Here is a 21890-nt window from a genome sequence, read left to right as displayed (position 1 = left end):
ATTCCTGCCGAGGAGTGGCGATGGACCTCCGCGAACGACGCCGCGAAGCCACGCGCGTCGAGATCACCGACGCGGCCCTGACCCTGGTCGAGCGGCACGGCTTCTCGGCGACCACGGTCGACGACATCGCTCGTGAGGCCGGTGTTTCCCCGAGCACCTTCTTCCGGCACTACGCCACCAAGGAGGAGTCGGTTCTGCACGGCGACTCCCTCTTCGAGGCCGATCTCGATCGCTGGCTCGCCGACGCGGCGCCCGAGGACGTCACCCTCGCCGCGCTCGAGAACCTCTTCCGACGGTCCTTCGACCGGCTCGCGGGCGAATCGGCGGCGGTACGGGCGCGACTGCTGCGGGTCAGGCGGCTGCTCGCCGACGACGCCCATCTGCGTTCGGTCGCCTACGCCGCGGACGCGATGGCGATGTGTCGACTCACCGACCGGGTCGCCGAGATCCTCGGCGACTCCGCGTCCCGGGGCTACGCCCGGCTGCTCGTCGAGGTGGCCGGCACCACCGCGCGCGTGGCCTACGACGTCTGGGCCGAAGCCGTCGACGGTGGCAGGACCGGCGCGGCGGCCGACCCCGTCGCCCTGTACGCATCCGCCACCGCGGATCTCCGACGCCTGGTGTCCGAGCTTCCCGACTGACGGCGCCGGCTACCCGAACTCCCCCGCCGCGGCCCAGGCCGCCCGCTCGGCGCCGAAGGCCGCGGACTGCAGGACGCGGAAGTCGTCGATGGGCGCCGCGTTCTCGGCGAGGAACCGCTCGTGCTCGGCCAGAGAGAACGTGCCGTCGGTGACGTCGACCCCCGGTCCCCGCCCGGCCGCGAGGTCCGCCCGCAGATCCGCGAGTTCCTCGGTGGACACCGGATACCAGGAAATTCGGTCGAAGAAGCGCAGCAGCCAGGGCGTGCCCTCCTCGAAACCCGGTGCGGTGGAGGGATGTCGGTGGTTCCACACCTGGGTGGTGCGGCCGACGAACTGGTAGCCGCCCGGCCCCTCCATGCCGTAGATGCAGAGGTACGCCCCGCCGATCCCGACCGCGTTCTCCGGAGTCCAGGTGCGCGCCGGGTTGTACTTGGTGGTCACCAGACGGTGCCGGGGGTCCAGCGGAGTCGCCACCGGCGCACCGAGATACACGTCGCCGAGCCCGAGGACCATGTACTCCGCGTCGTACACCGTGCGATACACGTCGTCCACGGAGTCGAGTCCGTTGACGCGACGGATGAACTCGATGTTCCACGGGCACCACGGCGCGTCCGCACGCACTCCGTGCATGTACCGCTCCGTGGCCTCCCGCGTGGACGGGTCGTCCCAGGAGAGCGGCAGGCGCACCGTGCGGGACGGCACCACCAGCTCGGTCGCGTCGGGCAGGGAGTCCTCGAGCTCCTCGAGCAGACCGGTGAGCCGCGGGACGGGCAGCACGTCGGGATCGACCTTGATCTGCAGCGAGCGGATGCCGGGCGTCAGATCGAGCACACCCCGCGAACCCTCGGCCACGAGCGCCTCGTGCAGGGCGTGCACCCGGGCGCGCAGCGCGAGATCGAGTGTCATGGAGCCGTATTCGACGAGGACGTTGTCGTCGCCCGACCGCCGGTACGTCACCGGAACCACGCCGTCCCGTCGCAGGAGGACACCGTCGTCGCCGTCCCCGCCGGCGGAGAAGACCGCGGGTGACGACGCGCGCCGAGCGACCCCCAGCTCGCGGATCGACGCCGCGTGGTCACCGCGCACGACGACGAACCGGACGGTGTCTCCCGGACGGAGCTGGCCCAGTTTCCAGCGTTCGGCGGCGACGACGGTGACCGGGCAGACGAACCCGCCCAGCGACGGCCCGTCGGGTCCGAGCAGGATCGGGGTGTCCCCGGTGAAGTCCAGCGCGCCCACCGAGTAGGCGTTGTCGTGGATGTTCGACGGGTGTAGCCCGGCCTCCCCGCCGTCCTCTCGCGCCCACGTGGGCCGCGGTCCGATCAGACGCACGCCGGTGCGGTCGGAGTTGAAGTGCACCTCGTAGTCGTGCCCCAGGACGGTCGCCATGTCCTCCCGGGTGAAGAACTCGGGCGCCCCGTGCGGGCCCTCGGTCACGGCCAGTTCCCACCGGTGTCCCAGGGCGGGAACGTGATCGGACGGGATCCGCCGGGGCGGCGCGACGGCCGCGGCGCCCCCACCGGAGAGCACGTCGCCGGCCGACAGCACCCGGCCGCGGTGCCCGCCGAACGTGCCCAGCGTGAACGTCGACGCGCTGCCGAGGTGGACGTCGCCGTCGATGCCGCCGCGGACGGCGATGTACATCCTCAGACCCGCGCCCGTCGCGGTGCCGACGTCGAGCAGCGATCCGGCGGGGACCGTGACCGGCGTCCACGGGTCGACCGCCGCGCCGTCGACGGTGACGGGCGCCGATGCCCCGGTCACGCAGACCGTGGTCGTGGTGTCGAAGCGCAGCGCCGGCCCCGACATGGTGGTCTCCAGACCCGCTGCCCCCGCGTCGTTTCCGACGGCCCGGTTGGCCAGGCGGAAGGACAGGTCGTCCATCGGTCCCGACGGCGGGACACCCACCTGCCAGTACCCGGTGCGCCCGGGCCAGTCCTGCACGGTGGTGAGCACGCCGGGACGCTCCACGGTGATCTTGACGGTCACGGTGCCACCGCCGGTGACGTGACGATCATCCGTACGGGGGTGGGGTCGAAACCGTTGCACGGGTTGTTGATCTGGGGGCAGTTGGACACCAGCACCAGAACGTCGCGGTCCGCGCGCAGGGCCAGTCGCTTCCCGGGGGCCGACAGGCCGTCGACGATGCCCAGGGCCCCGTCCGGATCGACCGGAACGTTCATGAAGAAGTTCAGGTTGGGCACCAGGTCGGCCTTGCCGAGCCCCCACCGCATTCCCTCGGCGAGGAAATTCTCGACGCACGCGTGCTGGTGGGCGGTGTGGTGGCCGTACCGCAGGGTGTTCGACTCCTGCGAGCACGCGCCGCCGAGGGTGTCGTGGCGCCCGACCTCGTCGGCCACGATCGTCACGAGCGGCTCGGACTCGCTGTCCCGCAGCACACTTCCGGTGGTGAGCACGATGCTGCGTTGCGCTGCGATCGTCGTCGCCGCACTGTAGCGCACGGCGTGGTCCTCGGCGGCGTAGATCAGGGTGTCGACGGCCTGGTTCCCGGCGAGGTCGACGATCGTGAGGACGTCCCCCGCCGCGACGACGGCCGACCAGGGTCCGCGTGCGGGAGCGATCTCGTCGCGAACGACGTCGCCGGGAACGAGCGCGAGGTCGACGGCCGAGCGGGAGTCGAGCGTGGCGGTCATGCGTGGGCCTCCAGGGCGGTGACGAGGGCGTCGGTGTTCGCCAGAGCGCGGCGGTACTCCGGTTCGGCGAGGGGCAGGTCGTCCTCGGCGATGGGAGCGGCCCAGGCGAGCACCTCGAGATCGGTGGTGTCGTAGGTGGGCGACGGATCGAGCGGGTGGGCCGCGTTGGCGACGGTCACCACCAGCGGTAGGTGGATCACCAACTCCACCGTGCGATCGGGACCGGCGGAGCCGAGGTCGATCAGACGGCCGTCGTCGTCCACCCGCACACCGTGGAAGAAGCTCACGGTCGGCGGAAGGTCCCGCGGGGACAACCCGTTCTTCGCCAGCCCGAGCAGCAGCAGCTCCCGCGCGGCGGGCGAGGCCGAGTGCACCTCCCCCGCACCGTATTTCGCGTCGTTGGCTCGGCGGGTCGACGCGCCGCACAGCGCGTCGTGGTGTCCGGAGGTGTCACCGACGACGGTCGCGAGCACGCGGCCCTGATCGCTGAGCAACGGGTGTCCGACGCCGAGGTACGCCTGCCACGGCACCTTGACCGTGTCGGCGGTGCTCAGCCGTTCCCACGGCGCATCGGCACGGTGCAGCATCACGTGGGCGCAGGCGCGACCGTCGATGTCGCGCAGACGCAGTCGGGTGCCGCGGCCGAGCACGCAGGTCGTGTACCGGCCACCCGGCACCGTCTCGGCCCGAGTCAACGCGGCGGGCTCGACGCCGACGGGTGGTGTCGGCCAGTTCCGAGCGGGCACCACGGGCATCGGGCCGGTGCCGAGCGCCTCCTGCTCGCGGGCGTGCGCCTTGGCGGCGGCGGTGGTCGCGGTCATGTCAGGCTCCGATCCGAACGGGGTTGGGGTGGGTGCGGCCACGCGGGAAACAGGCGACGCCCACGGCCACGACGACGGCCACGGTCACCGGCGCGGCCCACCGCAGCAGGGGGTAATCGCCGGTGGGGTCGAAGATCTCGGCGCGCGGCCAGGACAGGTTGATCACCATCACCGCGCCGTAGACGACGACCAGGAGATTGACCGGGAGCCCGAACCGTCCGAGTGTGAAGAGCGGGGCCCCGGCCGAGTCGACGTTCGCCGTGGGGTGCGGCCACCCGCGCAGGCGCCGCAGCAGAAGCGGGACGGTCACCATCATGTAGGCGAGGTAGATGAGAACGATGCAGACGGAGGAGAGCGTCGTGAAGATCGCGGAATTGCCGACGTTGAGGACGAGGACCAGAACACAGGTCGCACCGATGAGAACGGCCGGGGCGATCGGGGTTCCGGTGGTCGTGTTCACCGTCGACAGCAGACGCGAGGCCGGCAGCCGCCCGTCGCGCGCCATCGAGAAGAGCAGCCGGGTCGCCGCGGTCTGAATGGCCAGGGTGCAGATGGTGATGGCGATGACCACGTCGACGAGCAGCACCGTTCCCCAGGGCGAGGAGAGCACGGAACCGATGACGTAGGGCAGGCCCTCGGTGGCGAGACGACCGTCGGTCAGGCTCGGCGCCGCCATGAGGGCGCCGACGATCATCAGCCCGCCGCCCAGCGCGGAAGCCGACAATGCCAGCCGAATCGTGCGGGGCGCGACCCGTCGCGGATTCTTCGTCTCCTCCGCCAGCTCACCGGCCGAGCCGAACCCCACCATGACGTAGGCGGCCATCAGGCCCGATACGATCCACGCCCCGATGTAGCCGGAATCGACGGCGGCACCGCCGGTGTCGAACACCACGGTCGGTGGCCGCTGGGCGTGGGTGAGGAACACGCCGACGATGGCGACGACGCCCACGATCTCGCAGGTCACGCCGATGGAGTTGATGCGAGCCATGACGTTCACGCCGATGGAGTTGATCGTCGTGGTGATCACCAGCAACGCCGTCCCGAGGAGCACCGCGTTGGCGGCGCCATCGCTCGAGGTCAGCGCGGTGTCCGTGCCGACGATCTGGAATCCGCTCCAGATCGACGGCAGCACCACTTGGAGCGCGATCGCCGCTGCGGCCGCGGTCACGATCTGAGCGATCACCATGAACCAGCCGGCGAACCATCCGACGATCTCGCCGCCCATCCGCCTGGACCATTGGTAGATCGCGCCCGAGATCGGGTAGCGGGCAGCCAGTTCCGCGAAGCAGAGCGCGACCATGAACTGACCGAGGAACACCACCGGCCAGGTCCAGAAGAACGCCGGCCCGGCGAAGGAGAAGCCGAGACCGAAGAGCTGGAAGATGGTGGTGAGGATCGAGACGAAGGAGAAGCCGGCGGCGAAGGACGCGAACGTGCCCAGGCCGCGGTGCAATTGCTGGTCGTAGCCGAAGTCGCGCAGGTCGTCCGAATCGTCCTGACGTCCCGGTGGGAGTACTGCTCTGCTCATGGTGCGCCTTCACGGGAGTGGTGCGGTACCGAACGGCCTCGTCGCCCCGGTAACTGTCGAGTGACAGTCAAGCGAGGTCCGGGGTCGCGAGGGTGACGGCGATGTATCCGTTTCGAGTCGCCGTGTTCCGTCTGTGTTACCGCTGTGTCGGTGGTGTCACCGAACCCTCACCGGGGGCCTCGGCGGTGGCACGATAGGGCCGGTGACAGCCAGCGCAGGACGTCCCCGCATCGGCGAACGCCGTCGCCCGGGCGCCACCACCCGAGACGAGATCCTCGACGCCGCAGCGGAACTGTTCACCGTCGGCGGTTTCACCGCGACCAGCACGCGCGCCGTGGCCGACGCCGTCGGAGTGCGGCAGGCCTCGCTGTACAACCACTTCGACAGCAAGGACGCCATCCTCGCCGCTCTGCTCTCCGGCACCGTGGAACCACCGCTGCACTTCGCGCGGACCGTGTGCGAACGCACGACCGATCCGGTCACCCGGGTCCACGCGCTCGCGTGGTTCGACGCCCGGCATCTCTCATCCGGACGGTGGAACCTCGGCGCCCTCTACCTCCTGCCGGAGCTGCGGGCGGACCGGTTCGACGCCTTCCGCGCCCGCCGCCGCGAACTCCGTGAGCTCTACACCGACCTCGCCACCGACGCGGTGCGGGTGATCGGCCGACTGCCCGCCGACGACGCCGTCGCACCGACCATGCCGTTCCGCCTCGTCGAATCCGTCATCGCCGCACGGTGGGACGACGATCCCGCCGTCGGGAACGGCGCGGTTGCGGTGGCCGACGCGGCCGTCCGGGCCCTCGGCGCCGCCGACCTTCCGCCGGATCTACGGCGCAGCTCCGCGGCCCTCGTCGGTGACCTCGCGACCGCCGACGCCCGGACCGTTCCCGGCGACGGGACGCAGGGCCCGCAGGAACACGGGCAGGAACGGGCGGGCTGACGCGGCACCGGACGGTCGGAACGGTGCCGAATCGCGGGCGGCTTGCACCCAGTCCGCGCGGGTGATCCCGGACAGGTCGAGGCGGTGGTCGGTGGTGCGCAGCAGGTGGTGCAGAAACGTCGTCGCCGCCCGGCCGTTGCCCTCGCGGAACGGGTGGATCTGGTTCAGGTCGGCGTACGTGCGCGCGAGGAGGAAGGCGAGTCGACCGTGATCGGCGCCCGCCCAGTCGGCGGCCAGAATGTCGGCGTGCAGGTCGATCAGGTGGTCCCAGATCGCCGACGAGCGGACGAACGTCGTTCCGCCCTTGCCGATCTCGACCGTACGCACCTGTCCCGCCCAGGCGTAGACGTCCTGGAACAGATGCCGATGCAGCGCGGGCAACGCGTGGATGCCCGCGCCGGGGACGGCTGTCCGCCCGCAGTGGAACTGCACCAGTCTCCGGGCACTGGCGAGCGCCTCGGCCCGATGCAACTCCTCGGCGTCGGTGATGCCGAGGATGTTGCGGAGCACCGTGCCGGACTCCTGCAGATACACGTCGCGCCGTGTCGGCCGGTACCACCGCCCGGCGCGCGGCGAACGCCCCGGCGGCGCGGTGCCGACGGCCGCGGGTAGGGCGCCGGCGTCGGCGTCGGCGTCACGACGGAGGAAATCGAGTTCCGCCGACGTCGGTGACCAGCCTTCGAGGCGGACGGCGTCCACCGCCGCGGTGACCGCACGCGGCAGGGCAGGAAGGTCGCCACTCATGTCATCGCGAGCCCTCGGCGCACGGCCGTGACCTCGCGGGCCGCGCTCGCCAACACGCTGCGGGTGACCGGGGTGGTGCCGGCGACGGGAAGGAGGTCGTCGGCGGGCCGCGAGGCGCGCAGCCGATCCACCTGGTAGGAGAGGCGGATGCGTTGCACCTGCTCGAAGGCGTGGGCGAGAGTCCTGGCGTCGTCGTCCGCCAACGCTCCGGACGCGGCGGCGCGGGAGAGACGCTCGGGGGTGCTGCGCCGGGCGTCGGACGGCACGTCGGCACTCTCGAGGTCGACCCACCTCGCGATGGACACGATCGCCGAGATCACCGTGACCTTGGGGTCGACGGTGGTGACGCGACGGAAGAGACTGTCGCGCAACCGCAGTCGTGGGTACTCGCGCGTGGCCTCGCGGCCCATCAGCCGGCGTGCGCGGTCGTCGTCGGACAGCGCGGCCCGCACGTCCACCGGGAACGGCGCCGCCGAGGTACCGACGGCGGTGGAATCCGCCAGGAGGGACAGCATGATCACGGCGCGGTCGTCGAACGGATCGCTCACCCACCGCTCGACGGCCGCCGACCAGTCCGCTGCGGTCCGCACGAATCGTCGCCGGGACACCAGGGCGTGATTCGGGTCGGGCCGCAGACCGCAGCGGTCGAGCAGTCGGTGGACCGCGGCACCGTGCGCCGTCGCCCGACCGACCTCGACGCCGTCGGCGACCACCGCGGCCGTCTCGACGTCGGACGACGGCAGCGATTCACGACGCCCGACGCTGCCGAGCACGAACCACTCCACCCCCGGTTCGGGACGGAGCGCGACGGCCCGTGCCGTCGCCGCACGCACCAGGTCCGCGTGAGCGGCCGCGACGTCGATCGGCGACGTCCGCACGTCCTGGAGTCCGACGATCACCGGAGCGATGTCGGCGCAGGCCGCGGCCAGAGCATCGTCGTCACCGGCGTCGGCGAGACGGCGGTACGCCGCACCCACCGCCGACCGTGCGGCGGCGCGGGCGGAGGAGACGGACACGGCCCCACGCTAGTGCGCCGACACGACGGTCACGTCGACGCGGCGACCTCGTTGCTCTCGCGTCGCCGCGCCTGCAGGCGACGCACCTTCATCGCCGTCGCCGTGCCGACCAGCACCACGCCGACCGCGAGGACCGCACCGCCGACCACGAACATGGTGCGCACCGGATGCGCGTCGTCCAGGCGCGCGCCGACCGCAGCCCAGAACACGGCCAGCGCGACGAACAGCGCGAGGACGTACAGCGCGGATTTCCGGGTGGTCACAGTGGTCGCTCCTTCGTCACCCCTGATCGGACGGGGGCCCTGATCGGACGGGTTCGGGTACCCCCGCGCACGCCGAACTATCCGGCCGAACCCGGCTCGGTTCTAGACTGCGGGGCCATGGTCGACCGCAGGCAGTTCCTCCGAGCCGGCGTCGGCGCGGTCGCTGCCGCCGCGCTCTCCGGCTGTTCGTCCTCGGCGCCGTGGCAGGCGGCGTCCGGCACCCTGCGGATCGCGGCCGGCAACCCGGGTGCCGTGTTCGACGAGTACGGACGGGCACTGGCCGACGAGGCCCGGGTGGCGATGCCGGCCCTGGACGCCTCCGCAGTGACCACGGCCGGGTCCGTGGCGAACGTCCGCGACGTCCTGGACGGGTCCGCGGACGTCGGGTTCTGCCTGGGTGACACCGCCACGTCGGCCGTCGTCGGAACCGCCCCCTTCGACGAACCCCTGCCGATCGTCGCGGTGGCGCGCCTGTACGACAGTTTCCTGCAGATCCTGGTTCGGCAGGACTCCCCCGTGCGCATCCCGGCCGATCTGGTGGGACGACGGATCGTCGGCGGTGAGGTCGAGTCCGGAACGAGGTTGGCCGTGTCCCGGTGCCTGGGTGCGGCCGGCCTCGGACCCGACGACGTGCGCTACACGCCGCGATCTCTCACCGAGGCGACGTCGGACCTCGCGTCCGGTAACGCCGACGCCGTGGCCTTCGTCAGCGGCTTCCCCATCACCGCCCTCGTCGAACTCGGCACGCGGGTACCGTTGCGCGCGTTGGACATCGGCGCCCTCGTCGACCCGCTGGTGGAACGGTGGGGACCGAGCTACGTCACTGGCCCACTCCCCCGCGGCCCCTACGGTCTGCCCGCGGACGTGACGACGGTGAGCATCAAGACCTACCTGATCGCCGCCCCCACCCTGCCCGAGGACACGGTGTACGGGCTGGCCTCGGTTCTGTTCGACCGTCAGGACGCGGTGGCGAGGCGAGCGCCGACCGTCCGCCAACCCACCGTCGCCGCCGGGATGTTCACCGCGCCGGTACCGCTGCATCCGGGGTCGCTGCGCTGGTTCCGGGACCGGGACGCGCGGGGAGGGTCGTGCCGCACCGCAGCCCCGGGTGCGCGGCCTCGATCAGCACCGAGCCGCCGGCATCGCGCACGCGCAGCACGAGGATGGACAATCCCAGGCCGGTGCCGTCGACGTCGGCGTGACGCGGCAGTCGGTGGAAGCGGGCGCCCAGCTCCGCCGCCTCGGTGTCGGTGAGGTCGGTCTCCGTGGGATCGGCACCGGTCGGGCCACCGTGATCGCGCACCGTCAGCACGTACCGGCGCGCCTCCTCGGGTCCGCGGCGATCCAGCGTGATCTCGACGGGCGAGTCCGGCGCGTACTTCACGGCATTGTCGAGCAGCGTGTCGACGATCGTCGGCACCAGATCCTCCTCGAGCACGGCCGGAGCCGCGGCCTCGACTCCGCGCACCTCCAGCCGACCGTCGAACAGCGGCTCCCACAACGCGATCCGCTCGCCGATCTGCGCCGCCACGTCCACGGACACCCGGCGCCGGTCGTGCCCACCAGCGCGGCTGACCTCGATGACACCCTCGAGGGCACGTGCCATGCGATCCGCCTCGGCGAGTACGGGTTCCACGGCGGGATCGTCGGCGGCCAGGCCGTCGAGCCGGAGCCGCATGGCCGTCAACGGGTTGGCCAGTTGATGCGAGACGTCGGCGACGAGGTCGCGTTGCTGACTGCGCGAGTACTCGACGGCGCGGGCCATCTCGTCGAAGGAGGTGGCCAGTCGGCGCAGTTCCGGCGGTCCGGCGTGCCCCGCCGCGCCCGGACGACGGCCGCTCGCGAGCGCCTGCACTCGCTCGGTGAGCTGGTCCACCGGCCGAACTACCCACGCCACCAACGGAACTCCCACCAGGAACGCCACCAGCGCGAGCAGGGCGATGCCGCCTGCGACGGCGACGGCGAGCCGGGTGGCGACGTCGCCACGCGGCCCGGCGGTGTCGACGACCATCACCACCGCACCGAGGATCTGCGCGTCTCGTCCGATGGGCGTGGCGACGATCAGCGGGTCGGTGCGCCAGGGCCACAACGCGGACGGCGACGTGGTGGGCGTTCCGGTCAGCGCGCCGTCCACCGCGTCGTCGTACCCCGGGGCCGGCCCCGCCTCGGACGTACCGACTCCGGTCGCGAGAGTGCTGCCGGACGCGAGAGTGCTGCCGTCCGTGCCGATCACGGCGCTGCGGGTGCTGCCGGTGACCGCGTCGTACCGTTCGAGGTCGGGTTGGAGCAGATCCGGTGCACCGGAGGCGGAATCGTCGACCAGCGCGGCGAATCGGGTGGCGGCAGCGAGCCGCTGCTCGTGCAGGGTGACCGCCCGTTCCTCCGCGTAGGCCGTGACGAGAGGAGCGATCAGCGCCGTCAGGACCGCGGCCGTCAACGTGATCGCGAGGATCAGCAGCCGTCGTCTCATACTCGCTCTCGGTTCACTCCGGAGTCACCACGAGGCGGTACCCGACGCCCCGCACCGACTCCACCGCCGCGAGGTCGCGCAGTTTCGCGCGTAACGACGCCACGTGCACGTCGAGGGTGCGCGAGGCGCCCACCCACGTCGTGTCCCACACCTCCTCCATCAGCGCCGCCCGACTCACCGGTCGGCCGGGCGTGCGGGCCAGAGCGACCAGCAGTTCGCTCTCCTTGGCCGTCAGTGCCCGTGGCGCGCCGTCGGCGCCCCAGACCTCGCGGGTGCCCGGGTCGAAGCGGAATCCGGGGTCGGGCGTCGCCGGGGTCGCGGCCCGCCCCACCGTGCGTCGGACGACGGCGTCCATCCGGGCGAGCAGGACGGGGACGCTGTAGGGCTTGGTGACGTAGTCGTCGACCCCCGCCCGCAACGCCCCCACCACGGCGTCCTCGTGACGACGCGCGGTGAGGGCGACGATCGGCACCGCCGAGGTCTCCCGGATCCGTCGACAGACCCACAGTCCGTCGTGATCCGGCAGGCCCATGTCGAGCAGGACGATGTCCGCATCGGCGACCAGATCGAGGGCCGCGGTGCCGGTCGCGGCGTGGCGGGCGGACCACCCCTGGCGCCGGAGCGCGTGGATGAGGGCGTCCGCCACACCGAGATCGTCCTCGACGACGAGCACCTGCACGGACCCACCTCCAGGATCCGAACCTAGCGCACCGTGGCCTCGTCCCGACGCGCGAGTTGTTCGCGATCGAGGTAGGTCTGCTGACGGTTCTTCAGCACGAAGACGTAGACCAGGAGCGAGATGCCGATGGCGACGGTGACGTAGATGCCGAAGGCGTCGAGGGCGTCGTTCTCCTTGGCCGCCTCGTAGATCACGGGGGCCGTACCGCCGAACATGGAGTTGGCCAGTGCGTAGCCGAGGCCCAGTCCCAGGGCGCGGATGTGCGCGGGGAACAGCTCGGCCTTCACGATGGCGTTGATCGAGGTGTAGCCGGTGAGGATGACGTACGTGCCGGCCAGCAGGAGGAACGACACCATCGGCGTCTCCACTTTCGGCAACAGATTCAGGAAGGTCCAGGACCACAGGACACCGGCGACGCCGAATCCGACCAGGAGCGGCTTGCGGCCGATCTTGTCGCTGAGCAGACCGCCGAGAGGCTGGATCAGCATGAGGAACACCAACGCGGCGAGGTTGATCCACGTGGCGGTCATGCCGCGGTCGGTGTAGGTGCTCTTGACGATCAGCGGGCCGTTGACGCTGTAGGTGTAGAAGGCGACGGTGCCGCCGAGGGTCACCAGGAAGCACACCAGCAGCTGCTTCGGGTACGCGGTGAACAGCTCGGTCATCGAGCCGCGGCGCTTGTCCTCGGTGTCGGTCTGCAGCGACTCGTCCATCGCACGGCGGAGGTAGAGCACCACCACGGCGCCGAGGGCGCCGATGAGAAACGCGATGCGCCAGCCGAACTCGCGGATCTGCTCGTCGGTGAGGAACGCCTGCTGCACCAGCAGGGTGACCTGGGCGAGCACGTGGCCGCCGACGAGGGTCACGTACTGGAACGAGGAGAAGAAGCCGCGCAGCCCCGGAGTGGCGGCCTCGGACATGTACGTCGCGGACGTGCCGTACTCACCGCCGGTGGCGAAGCCCTGCAGCAGTCGGCACAGCACCAGGATCACCACGGCGAGCGAGCCGATGCTCTCCGCGGTGGGGGTGAGCGCGATGAGGAGCGACGCGCCGGCCATGACGGAGATCGAGAACACCAGCGCGGGTCGGCGGCCGTGACGGTCCGCGAAGCGGCCGAAGAACCAGGATCCGATGGGGCGCATCACGAAGGTGACCGCGAAGATCGCCATGGTGTAGATGCCGGCGTTGGGCTCGCCGTCGGCGAAGAAACTCGACTGCAGGTACGAGGCGAACACGGTGTAGACGTAGACGTCGTACCACTCGACCAGATTGCCGAGCGAGCCGCGCACGGTGTTGAACACCGCGCGTCGGGTGGACGGTGCCGGGTGGGGAGACCCTGCGGAACGCGCCGGTGCGCTCATGGTGGGTGCCTTTCGGTCCGAGGAGGTCACCGGGGTGGGCGACCTCGACACCGAACCCTAGGTGTGACCCGCGTCATGCACAGCGGACCGTCCGCGACTCTTTACAGACACTTTGCATTCAGGCCCAGAAGGCACCGAATCGGTAGAAGACGAGTGCACCGACGGCGATCAGCCAGGCCACCGGCGGCACGACGGCGTTCACGGGCGCGGTCAGCGCGTGCGCCGACACCGGCCGGGAGAACACTCCGTGGTGCAGCGAGCGGAGCGTGACGAACCAGAAGACGGTCACCGTGGACACCCACACGGCCATGCAGTACGGGCACAGCGCGCCGATGACGTACAGGCTCTGGAACATCAGCCAGTGCACGAAGACGACGGCCGCGGTCAGCCCCAGCTGCAGCCCCGCCCAGTACCAGCGGCCGAACCGCGCGCCGGACAGCAACGCCGCCCCGCTGGCGACCACTGCGGTGAACCCGATGATGCCGAGCAACGAGTTGGGAAATCCGAACACCGCGGACTGCGCCGATCCCATCACCGATCCGCAGTTCACGACCGCGTCGATGCTGCACGACGGCACGTACGTCGCGTCGGCGGCGAGGGCGAACTTCTCCACGGTGAGAACGAACGACGCGACGAGACCGACGACGCCCGCCGCGATCAACAGCCACGGCAGCGCACGGGGAAACGGCGTCGCGGTTCCTGCGTCCGGGCGGGTTCCGGCGTCGGTCGACGCCTCCGGCGGCGTGGCGGTGGTCATGGCCCCCATCGTAGGAGGCCCTACGCTGCGGCGGTCTGTCCGCAGATCCCGCACTGCTCGACCGTGACCCGCTTCCACCGCAGCACGGGCACGAAGAACACCGTCAGCTGGTTGTACTGGCGCATGCGCGCCCACTGGCTGGTGTTGTGGCAGCGCGGACAGGTGTGGACCCCGCCGGCGCCGACCTGTCGGCGCTTGCTGCCGTAGCCGAAGAAGAAGAGCATTCCGCCAGCGTAGGCGTCACCACGGACAGCGACCTCAGCTGTGACGGGCGCGCTCCTCGTAGGCACGCCGCGCTCCCTGGTCGACCGAGCCGAGGAAGACGTCGTCGGCACCGAGCGCCCGCGACATCGCCTCCGCGAGCGGCCGCGGGAGGAACTTCTGACTCACGACGGCCGCCCCGAACAGGCGGGTCACCCGCACGCGCGAGCGCGGCTTGTCGATCAGGGACACCACGGCGCGGGCGATCTCCTCGGGCTCGGCGTTGCGGAAGCCCCGCGCGCCCGAGGTGCCCGCCGTGAGTTCGGTGTTCACGAACGACGGCATCACCAGCGAGAACTCCACCCCGGTTCCGCGATGCTCGAGGCGGGCGGCGTCGGTGAAGCCGACCACCGCGAACTTGCTGGCGCAGTACGTCGCGAGTCCCGGCGAGTAGGTCTCGCCGGCCGCGGAGGCGATGTTGACGATGTGCCCGCGTCCACGCGGAAGCATCCGTCGCGCAGCCAGTTTCGAACCGGTGATCACGCCGAGCACGTTGATGTCGAGCACACGTCGGGTCACGGCGTCCGGCTCGTCGACCACCCGCCCGACCGGCATGATGCCGGCGTTGTTGATCAGCACGTCGATCGGTCCGAAGGTCGCCTCGACGCCGTCGAGGAAGCGGTCGAACGACTCCGCGTCGGTGACGTCGAGGGTGTCGTGATGAACGTCCGAGGCCGGACGAAGGAGCTCTGCCCCCTCCTTCACGGCGACGTCGTCGATGTCGCCGATCGCCACCCGGGCTCCCCGCGCGAGGAATGCGGCCGCGGTGGCGTGCCCGATGCCGCGGGCACCGCCGGTGATGGCGACGACTCGGCCGGTCAGGTCGGTGGTCATGGGCGCGTACTCCTCGAATCTGTCGGCGGCGCATGCCTGTGACGTGCGCCATGTTCTAGCATCGTGGCACAACACGACGTCGCCGTTCTTGGCCTCGTCGGTCAAGATGGCACCCCGTTCTCGTGCCCGGAGGACAACATGACGACCGAGCCCGACGACGCCGACCGATGGGTCCACGTCCTGGTCACCGAGACCCTCGCCGACGACGCCGTGACGGCCGTCGTCGCCCGGTTCGACGCCGCGATCGCGGCGGACGTCGCCGCCCTCACGGTCGATCGGGAACTGCGCCGCGATCTGCACGCCAGCAACGTCGCCCAGGCGCGGGCGATGCTGGGGTGGATCGTGAGCGACTCCGACGAGGTGACACCGCCGCCCGCGGCACACGAACTGGCCCGGACCGTCGCTCGCCGCGGACTCCCCCTGAAAGTGCTGATGCAGATCTACCGGGCCGGGAAGACGGTCCTGGTGCGTCACGTCGCCGAGGTCGCGGCCGACCGTGTCCAGGACCCGACTCTGGTGCCCGGCATCCAGATTCGCCTGCTCGAGCGTGCGAGCAGATGGATCAGCGTCTCCCTCGAGATTCTCACCGACACCTATGCCGAGCAACGCGAACGCGACCTCCGCGGTGACGTCGCCCGCCGGGTCGAGACGGTCCAGGCCCTGGTGCGCGGTGACCCTCTCGACGACGGCGTGGCCGCGACACGTCTCGGCCACCCGCTCCGGACGACGCACCTCGCCCTGGTCGCGTGGGTCGACGGACCGGGTTCCGGCACGACGGATCTCGACGCCCCGCTTCGCGACGCGCTTCGCACGTCGCCCGGGCACCGCGTGTTGACCGTGTCGGCGGGGTCCGGGGCCCTGTGGGCGTGGGTGTCCGGCGACGGCGTCTCGGCCGACGTGACCCCCGACGGCGTTGCCGACGGCGTTCGACTCGCCGTCGGGACGGTCGGGACCGGGCCGGACGGGTTCCGGAGGAGCCACCTCGAGGCCCTGCGTGCCCAGTCCGTGGCCGAGTCGGCACCCGGCACGGCGCCCGTCGTGGCGTACGCGGACGTCGAGATCGCGTACCTCCTCGCCGGCCGGCCGGACGCGGTCGACGCCTTCGTCGCTCGCGAATTGCGCGGCATCGACGGAACGGACGTCGCGTCGGATCGACTGCGCCGCACGGTGGCGGCCTATCTGCGGCACGATCGCAGTCTCGATGCCGCGGCCCGCCGACTCGGGGTGCACCGGAACACGGTCCGCTACCGCGTTCGACGCGCCGAGGAAGAGCTGGGACGACCCATCGGCGGACCGGGGCGCCTCGAGCTCGAGCTGGCGTTGGCGTACCGCCGGGTGTTCCCGGATCCGAACTACTACAGCACGTAGCAGGGGGTAGGGTGTCGCCGTGACCACCCCGGCGACCGGCGCGCCACTGCGCGGCGTCGTCGTCGGCGTCTCGTCCGTTCTCGTCACCGCCGCGGCCCACGATCTCGGTGGGGCGTCGGCACCGTCCCAGTCCGCCGTCGTCGCCCTGCTCACGGTGTGTCTCGGGGTGGCGTGGATCGCGTCGTCGACGCGGCTCGGCACCGGTCGTCTGGTCGCCGCCCTCGTCGCGGCGCAGGCGCTCGGACACCTGACGCTCGTCGCCGTCGACGGTCACGTGCACGGGCCCCTGCTCGATCCCCGCATGGCCGTCGCCCACGTCACGGCCGTGGCCGTGGGTACCGCAGCCGTTCGCGGCGCCGAGACCGGCTCGATGCGGGCCGCCCGCGCGATGCGCCGCATCGTCCCCGTCGTACTCGCCGCCGTCACGGTCGACACCGACGCGGTCCGTCCACCTCTGCCCGTCGCTCGTCTCGACGCGCCGAGCCGTCTGATCGATCATTCGGGCCGGGGCACCCGCGGTCCACCCACTCGATTCCGCTGAGTCCCTTCACCTGTCACCCGACGCCCGGTGCGTTCGGGTGATGCCTCGTTGTCGCGGCGTCCGCCGCGCACTCCCCCGGAATCGAGTACACCCGTGTCCACACCCGAGAAGATCGAGCAGACAGCCGATCTCGCACCCCCGCCCGCACGACGGTGGCGCCCGCTCATCCTGCGACTGCACTTCTACGCCGGCGTCGTCGTCGCCCCGTTCATCCTGATCGCGGCCGTGACCGGCGGCCTGTACGCCATCGCGCCGACCCTCGAGAACGTCGTCTACCGCGACCTGCTCCACACCGACGACACCGGCCCCGCGCTGCCGATCTCCGACCAGGTCCTCGCCGCGCAGGCCGAGCGGCCCGACCTGACCGTCGCCGCCGTCCGCCCGGCCACCGCGGCAGGCGACACCACCCGCGTGATGTTCACCGACCCGAGCCTCGGTGAGTCGAAGCGCACCGCCGTGTTCGTCGACCCCGCCACCGCGACGGCCGTCGGCGAGTCGACGGTCTACGGCTCGTCCGGTTCGCTTCCCCTCCGCACCTGGCTCAGCGAGTTGCACCGCACCCTGCACCTCGGGGAAGCCGGACGTCTCTACAGCGAACTGGCCGCCTCCTGGCTCGGCGTCGTCGCGCTCGGCGGACTGTTCCTGTGGGTGGAGCGCTACCGGCGACGGCGGTCCCGGTCCGACGCCCGGTTGTTCACCGTCGATCGCACCACCCGCGGTCGGCGCCGCACCCTGAACCTGCACGGAGCCGGGGGCGCCTGGATCGTCGTCGGCCTGGTCTTCCTCTCCGCGACCGGTCTGACGTGGTCGGCCTACGCCGGTGCGAACATCACCGACGTCCGCAGCGCACTGAGCTGGACCACCCCGACCCTCGACACCGACCTCACCGGCCATGCCGGGCACTCCGACGACGAGCACGCCGGTCACGTCGGGCACGGGGCGTCGGACGCGACGGCGTCGACGGCGCCCGTCGACGTGCGGCAGATCGACGGTGTCCTCGCCGTCGCGCGCGAGAACGACGTCACCGGGCCGGTCGAGGCGTCGATCCCCGCGTCCGGCGACACGGCGTTCCAGGTGTCGCAGCTGCGCGATCCCTGGGTGTTCTCCACCGATTCCATCGCGATCGACGGCGCCTCCGACCGCGTGGTCGACGTGCAGCGGTTCGCGGACTGGCCGCTGGCGGCCAAGCTGACGACGTGGGGCATCAGCCTGCACATGGGCGTGCTGTTCGGGCTCGTGACTCAGCTCGCGCTGCTGGCCCTCGCCGTGGTGTTGGTGGCCGTGATCGTGGGTGGGTACCGAATGTGGTTCCAGCGCAGACCGTCTCGGACAGGCGGTACGCCGGTGGGCCGACCGCCGCAGCGGGGAGCGCTCCGTCGCCTGTCCCCCGGTGCCGTCGTCGGTCTGGCGGTGGCCACCGTCGCCATCGGGTGGTTCGTGCCGCTCCTGGGCGTGTCGCTGCTCGCCTTCCTCGCCGTGGACGTCGTGACGGGCCGCCTGCGACGCGCCTGAGCGCAGCGGGCTCGCACGGCGCTTCACCGTGCGAGCCCGCCTCGACTCAGGAACGCGGGCGGTACCGGCCTCCGCGCATCACGTACACGGAGTACCCGAGGACGGCGATCACGTACGCCACCACCGGAACGACGAACACCCACACCGCCACGGAATTCTCCGCCGTGACACAGACGGCCATCAGCCAGGAGAACAGCACCAGGGTGGCCGCGCCGATCCACTCGAGGTCCTCGGCGAGCAGTCGGTGCAGCTCCCGCCTGTTCTCCGGCGCCGTCCAGAAGGCGTGCGCCTCGGCCGACGGGAGGTTGATCAGCCGCGCGGGGAGGTGGGGCAGAAACCGGTGCGCTCCCAGGAACGTCGCGGCCAGCAGAGCACCGATACCGCCGAGCACCCCCACCAACGTCCAGACGGACCCGACGCGCGTCACCGCACCCGACGCATCGACCCGCAGTGCCACGGGGCCGTTCGTGGTGGCAAGTGCCCACAGCGCCGTCGCGACCAGCACCGCGACCGAGAGCCACAGCGCTCGTCGAGACCACCGGCCCGTGCTCGTGTCCATGGTGGAGGTCTATCACAGCGTGCCGAGTGCCCCTCCGAGGGAATCGTTCGGCGCTGTCCCGGTTTCCGGCTGTTGTCGTGGCAGGTGTCGGTGGGGGTCGATACAATCGAACACATGAGCGATCGGGGGGTCGGCGCGGTGAACGCGGCGCAGGTGGGGGGCGTTGCCTGGGCTGCGCGTGACCACACCGCGATGGGCCTGCCCGTCTCGTTCGACCTCCCCGTCGGTGGACACCTCGACGCCCTGGCCGACCTGGCCGCCGGGGCGGCGTACCTGGAGTGGCGCCGCTACCGACATGTCGCCGCCCTGCACACCGACCTGGTGCTCGCCGAAGAAGACCGCGACGAGCGGGCGGTCGATGCGTTCGCCCAGTGCGCCGCCCGCATCGCCACCGCCCTGTCGGTGTCGCAGTACGTCGCCGAACGGATTCTCGACAGCGCCGTCGCTCTCCGTGATCGTCTGCCGCGGGTGTTCGAATGCCTCCGCGACGGGGTCGTCTCCCCGACTCACATCCGCACCATCGTCTCCCGCACCGAGTTGATCCACGGCCGCCCCTACCAAGGCCTGGTGGACGCCGACATCGCTGCGGCGTTGCGTAAGCCGGGGTCGTGGTCGACAGGCCGGGTGCGAGACCTGTGCGATCAGATGGTCTACCGCCGCGACCCCGACGCCGTCCGCGAACGCCGCGAGGACGCGCTGAAGGGGCGGTGCTTCTTCACCGAAGCCGGACTCGACGGCATGGCAACCGTCGGAGCGACGATGTCCGCCGAACGCGCCGCCATCGTCGCCCGCGTCGTCGAACGCCTCGCCGCACAGGTCTGCCGACACGACAGCCGCACCAAGACAGCGCGGGCATCGGATGCGCTGTTCGCGCTCGTCAAGCACGCCCCGTTCGGGTGCGACTGCGCCCGCCCCGACTGCACGTTCACCGTGGTCGATGCGGACGAGGTCGCAACCAACGCAGCACGCATCGTCATCCACGTCGTCACCGACACCACCACCCTCACCGGACCCGCACCCGCCGCTGCGAAAGACACCACCGCTGGAACGAACACGGCCGCCGCTGAGGATGCGACGGTCGACGAGGCTGCGGCGCCGGCAGCGCACCCCCAGACCCAAGACGTGGACACGACCGCGACTGCCGCAGAGGGATTTTCGGCCGAGGAGTTCGTGGCCGAGGAGGCAGCGGCCGTCGACGAGGATGCGGCCGAGGGGGTCGCGCTCGATGAGGTCGTGGCCGTGGAGACTCCGGCCAATGACGTTACCGCCGATTCCGTTGCCGCCGAGACGGTCTCGACCGACCAGGTCGTGGACGCGACCGACGAGAATGTGGCCGAGGAGGCTGCGGCGGCCGTCGACGAGGATGCGGTCGATAAGGCTGCAGCGGTCGACGAGATTGCGGTCGACGAGTCTGCCGCGGACGCCGAGCCCGAGCTGGTCGACGGTGTCGGCTACATCGCCGGACTCGGCATCGTCTCCGGCGCCCACATCCGCGACCTCGCCGCCGACCCTGCCGCGGTCATCCGCCCGCTCGGCGACGGCACCGACACCCCACTCCCGGCGACGCAACCCGCGGACCCCTACCGACCCTCGGCGGCGCTGAACACCTACATTCGCGCCCGAGACCAGTACTGCACCTGGCCCGGCTGCACCAAGCCGGCGTGGGACGGCGACCTCGACCACATCACCGAATACGACCACCACCACCCCGAGCGAGGCGGACAGACCACCGCGACCGGGCTCGGCGCGAAATGCCGCTTCCATCACCTACTGAAAACGTTCGGCGACTTCGTCGACGACCAATACCCCGACCCCGACAACCCCGGCCGCATCATCCGGACATTCACCATCCCCGAAGGCCGCACCGTCCTCGGACCCGCCTACACCGGCCACGACACCCACCCGGGCCTCGACATGATCGTCTTCGGCGACCCACCCGACGCCGGCAAGAAAACACCACCGACACCGCGCACCCCGACACCGGGCGAACCCGAACCCACCCGACCCGCCCCACGCATCGAGCAGAAACACGCCCGCCGACGCCAGGAACGCAACCGCAATCGACTCCGCAACAACCTGAGAGGGATCCGACCACCCGAACCGGACGACGCACCACCCCCGTTCTAGGACGAGGACTTCTCACACGGGGAACGTCGACGTACGAGCGACCTCGCGCGTCACGCCGACCCGTGTCATTACGATCGACGCCATGACCGGGGGGCGAATTCGGCGGACGTGGCTCGTGGTGATCGGCGTGGTCGCCGTGCTGATCGCGGCAGCGGTGATCGTCGTCGTGGCGGCGTCGGGTGGCTCCGGGTCGGACGACGGCAGCACGATGGCCGTGCCCGCCGAACCGCGGCTGCTCGTCGTCGGCGACTCCTACGCCGAAGGCATCGGGGCAGACGATCCCGCTGCCGACAACTGGGCACGGCTGGCCGCCGACCACTTCGCCACTCTCGGCTGGGAAACTCGCATCGACGCGGCGGGGGGCACGGGCTGGACGAACGGCGCAGGCGGGCCGAACACCTACGGCGAACGGTTGGCGCGCGCGGCGCAGGACGACTCGTTCGTGCCGAACGTCCTCGTCCTGCAGGGTGGTGCCAACGACTACCAGAGCACGCCGGACACCGTCGGCGCCGCCGTGACGTCGTCCATCGAGCTGGCCCGACGACAGTGGCCGGGTATCGAGGTCGTGGTGTTCTCGTCGTCGGTCCCGTTCGGTCTCACCGAGCGGGCGGTGCCGCTCAGCACGGCAATCGCCGACGCCGCCGCGTCCGCAGCCGCGCCCGACATCAATCCCGTTGCGGAGCAATGGATGACGGCGGACACGGCTGCGGAGTACACGGCGGGCGACGGAACCCACCTGACCACCGCGGGTTACGCGTACGTGGCGGACCGATTCGTCACCGACTTCTCGGCGCTGTTCGGCCTCGACCGGTGA

The 21890-nt window shown here is 71.1% G+C and carries 21 protein-coding genes and 1 pseudogene; 8 read left to right on the top strand and 14 right to left on the bottom strand.

Features of this window, described 5'->3' with window-relative positions:
- The first annotated feature begins 20 nt into the window (after positions 1–20).
- Entirely contained in the window at positions 21–641 is a 621-nt protein-coding gene (locus tag RC2_RS03865; RefSeq protein ID WP_068146182.1) for a TetR/AcrR family transcriptional regulator, read from the top strand.
- Between the two features lie 9 nt (positions 642–650).
- Here RC2_RS03865 and RC2_RS03860 read toward each other — a convergent pair whose 3' ends face one another.
- Genes RC2_RS03860 through RC2_RS03845 form a run of 4 tightly spaced genes read right to left on the bottom strand, consistent with a single transcriptional unit; the run spans position 651 to position 5644 of the window.
- Complete coding sequence (locus tag RC2_RS03860) at positions 651–2630, bottom strand: 5-oxoprolinase/urea amidolyase family protein (RefSeq protein WP_068146179.1); 1980 nt, start codon at positions 2628–2630, stop codon at positions 651–653.
- Complete coding sequence (locus RC2_RS03855) at positions 2627–3295, bottom strand: urea amidolyase associated protein UAAP2 (RefSeq protein ID WP_068146174.1); 669 nt, start codon at positions 3293–3295, stop codon at positions 2627–2629. The genes RC2_RS03860 and RC2_RS03855 overlap by 4 nt, the downstream gene beginning before the upstream one ends.
- Positions 3292–4116 carry an urea amidolyase associated protein UAAP1 gene (locus tag RC2_RS03850; protein WP_068146171.1) on the bottom strand — a complete coding sequence of 275 codons (825 nt, stop codon included), beginning with the start codon at positions 4114–4116 and terminating at the stop codon, positions 3292–3294. The genes RC2_RS03855 and RC2_RS03850 overlap by 4 nt, the downstream gene beginning before the upstream one ends.
- A gap of 1 nt (position 4117) precedes the next feature.
- A complete protein-coding gene (locus RC2_RS03845) occupies positions 4118–5644 on the bottom strand; it encodes an amino acid permease (protein ID WP_068146169.1) in 1527 nt (508 codons plus the stop codon).
- Between the two features lie 202 nt (positions 5645–5846).
- Between RC2_RS03845 and RC2_RS03840 the strand changes: the two genes are divergently transcribed.
- The gene (locus RC2_RS03840) at positions 5847–6584 is read left to right on the top strand and encodes a TetR/AcrR family transcriptional regulator (protein ID WP_068146167.1); all 738 of its coding nucleotides are present in this window, start codon (positions 5847–5849) and stop codon (positions 6582–6584) included.
- Here the strand turns inward: RC2_RS03840 and RC2_RS03835 are convergent.
- The 3 genes from RC2_RS03835 to RC2_RS18865 are packed head-to-tail and all read right to left on the bottom strand — an operon-like array spanning position 6471 to position 8607.
- On the bottom strand, positions 6471–7328 hold the full coding sequence (locus RC2_RS03835; RefSeq protein WP_072681076.1) for a Fic/DOC family protein: 858 nt from the start codon (positions 7326–7328) through the stop codon (positions 6471–6473). The two genes, RC2_RS03840 and RC2_RS03835, sit on opposite strands and share 114 nt — an antisense overlap.
- Positions 7325–8344, bottom strand: a complete 1020-nt coding sequence (locus tag RC2_RS03830; RefSeq protein WP_068146164.1) for a DUF294 nucleotidyltransferase-like domain-containing protein — start codon at positions 8342–8344, stop codon at positions 7325–7327. The genes RC2_RS03835 and RC2_RS03830 overlap by 4 nt, the downstream gene beginning before the upstream one ends.
- A gap of 29 nt (positions 8345–8373) precedes the next feature.
- Positions 8374–8607 (bottom strand): hypothetical protein, encoded by a 234-nt coding sequence (locus RC2_RS18865; protein WP_068146161.1) that lies wholly within the window; start codon positions 8605–8607, stop codon positions 8374–8376.
- On the opposite strand from RC2_RS18865, the pseudogene RC2_RS19165 reads away from it, so the two are divergent.
- Positions 8512–9615 (top strand): annotated as a pseudogene (locus tag RC2_RS19165) (TAXI family TRAP transporter solute-binding subunit); the annotation flags it as partial. The gene RC2_RS18865 and the pseudogene RC2_RS19165 sit on opposite strands and share 96 nt — an antisense overlap.
- Positions 9616–9625: 10 nt before the next feature.
- Here the strand turns inward: RC2_RS19165 and RC2_RS03815 are convergent.
- The 6 genes from RC2_RS03815 to RC2_RS03790 all read right to left on the bottom strand — a co-directional run bounded on the left by RC2_RS03815 (position 9626) and on the right by RC2_RS03790 (position 14969).
- Positions 9626–11077, bottom strand: a complete 1452-nt coding sequence (locus RC2_RS03815) for a sensor histidine kinase (protein WP_068146156.1) — start codon at positions 11075–11077, stop codon at positions 9626–9628.
- A gap of 13 nt (positions 11078–11090) precedes the next feature.
- A complete protein-coding gene (locus RC2_RS03810; protein ID WP_068146152.1) occupies positions 11091–11756 on the bottom strand; it encodes a response regulator transcription factor in 666 nt (221 codons plus the stop codon).
- A gap of 23 nt (positions 11757–11779) precedes the next feature.
- A complete protein-coding gene (locus RC2_RS03805; protein ID WP_068146224.1) occupies positions 11780–13117 on the bottom strand; it encodes an MFS transporter in 1338 nt (445 codons plus the stop codon).
- Positions 13118–13235: 118 nt separating this feature from the next.
- Entirely contained in the window at positions 13236–13874 is a 639-nt protein-coding gene (locus RC2_RS03800) for a vitamin K epoxide reductase family protein (RefSeq protein ID WP_068146150.1), read from the bottom strand.
- Between the two features lie 20 nt (positions 13875–13894).
- Positions 13895–14098 (bottom strand): zinc-ribbon domain-containing protein, encoded by a 204-nt coding sequence (locus RC2_RS03795; protein WP_068146147.1) that lies wholly within the window; start codon positions 14096–14098, stop codon positions 13895–13897.
- Between the two features lie 34 nt (positions 14099–14132).
- Entirely contained in the window at positions 14133–14969 is an 837-nt protein-coding gene (locus tag RC2_RS03790; protein WP_068146143.1) for an SDR family oxidoreductase, read from the bottom strand.
- 138 nt (positions 14970–15107) lie between these two features.
- Here RC2_RS03790 and RC2_RS03785 point away from each other — a divergent pair, with 138 nt between their 5' ends.
- The 3 genes from RC2_RS03785 to RC2_RS03775 all read left to right on the top strand — a co-directional run bounded on the left by RC2_RS03785 (position 15108) and on the right by RC2_RS03775 (position 18390).
- On the top strand, positions 15108–16337 hold the full coding sequence (locus RC2_RS03785; protein WP_068146141.1) for a PucR family transcriptional regulator: 1230 nt from the start codon (positions 15108–15110) through the stop codon (positions 16335–16337).
- 19 nt (positions 16338–16356) lie between these two features.
- Positions 16357–16878, top strand: coding sequence for a hypothetical protein (locus RC2_RS03780; protein WP_072681073.1), 522 nt, complete (start codon positions 16357–16359; stop codon positions 16876–16878).
- A 93-nt stretch (positions 16879–16971) separates the two neighbouring features.
- Positions 16972–18390 (top strand): PepSY-associated TM helix domain-containing protein, encoded by a 1419-nt coding sequence (locus RC2_RS03775; protein ID WP_068146137.1) that lies wholly within the window; start codon positions 16972–16974, stop codon positions 18388–18390.
- 46 nt (positions 18391–18436) lie between these two features.
- On the opposite strand, the gene RC2_RS03770 is transcribed toward RC2_RS03775, so the two are convergent.
- Entirely contained in the window at positions 18437–18949 is a 513-nt protein-coding gene (locus RC2_RS03770; RefSeq protein ID WP_068146136.1) for a hypothetical protein, read from the bottom strand.
- 114 nt (positions 18950–19063) lie between these two features.
- Between RC2_RS03770 and RC2_RS03765 the strand changes: the two genes are divergently transcribed.
- Positions 19064–21076, top strand: coding sequence for a DUF222 domain-containing protein (locus tag RC2_RS03765; protein ID WP_072681070.1), 2013 nt, complete (start codon positions 19064–19066; stop codon positions 21074–21076).
- Between the two features lie 82 nt (positions 21077–21158).
- A complete protein-coding gene (locus RC2_RS03760) occupies positions 21159–21890 on the top strand; it encodes an SGNH/GDSL hydrolase family protein (RefSeq protein WP_068152286.1) in 732 nt (243 codons plus the stop codon).

Source organism: Rhodococcoides corynebacterioides NBRC 14404 (assembly GCF_001894765.1).
In the GTDB taxonomy this organism is placed as follows: domain Bacteria; phylum Actinomycetota; class Actinomycetes; order Mycobacteriales; family Mycobacteriaceae; genus Rhodococcoides; species Rhodococcoides corynebacterioides.
The sequence above is the reverse complement of the archived record's forward strand: the minus strand, read 5'-3'. Positions and strand labels throughout refer to the sequence as shown.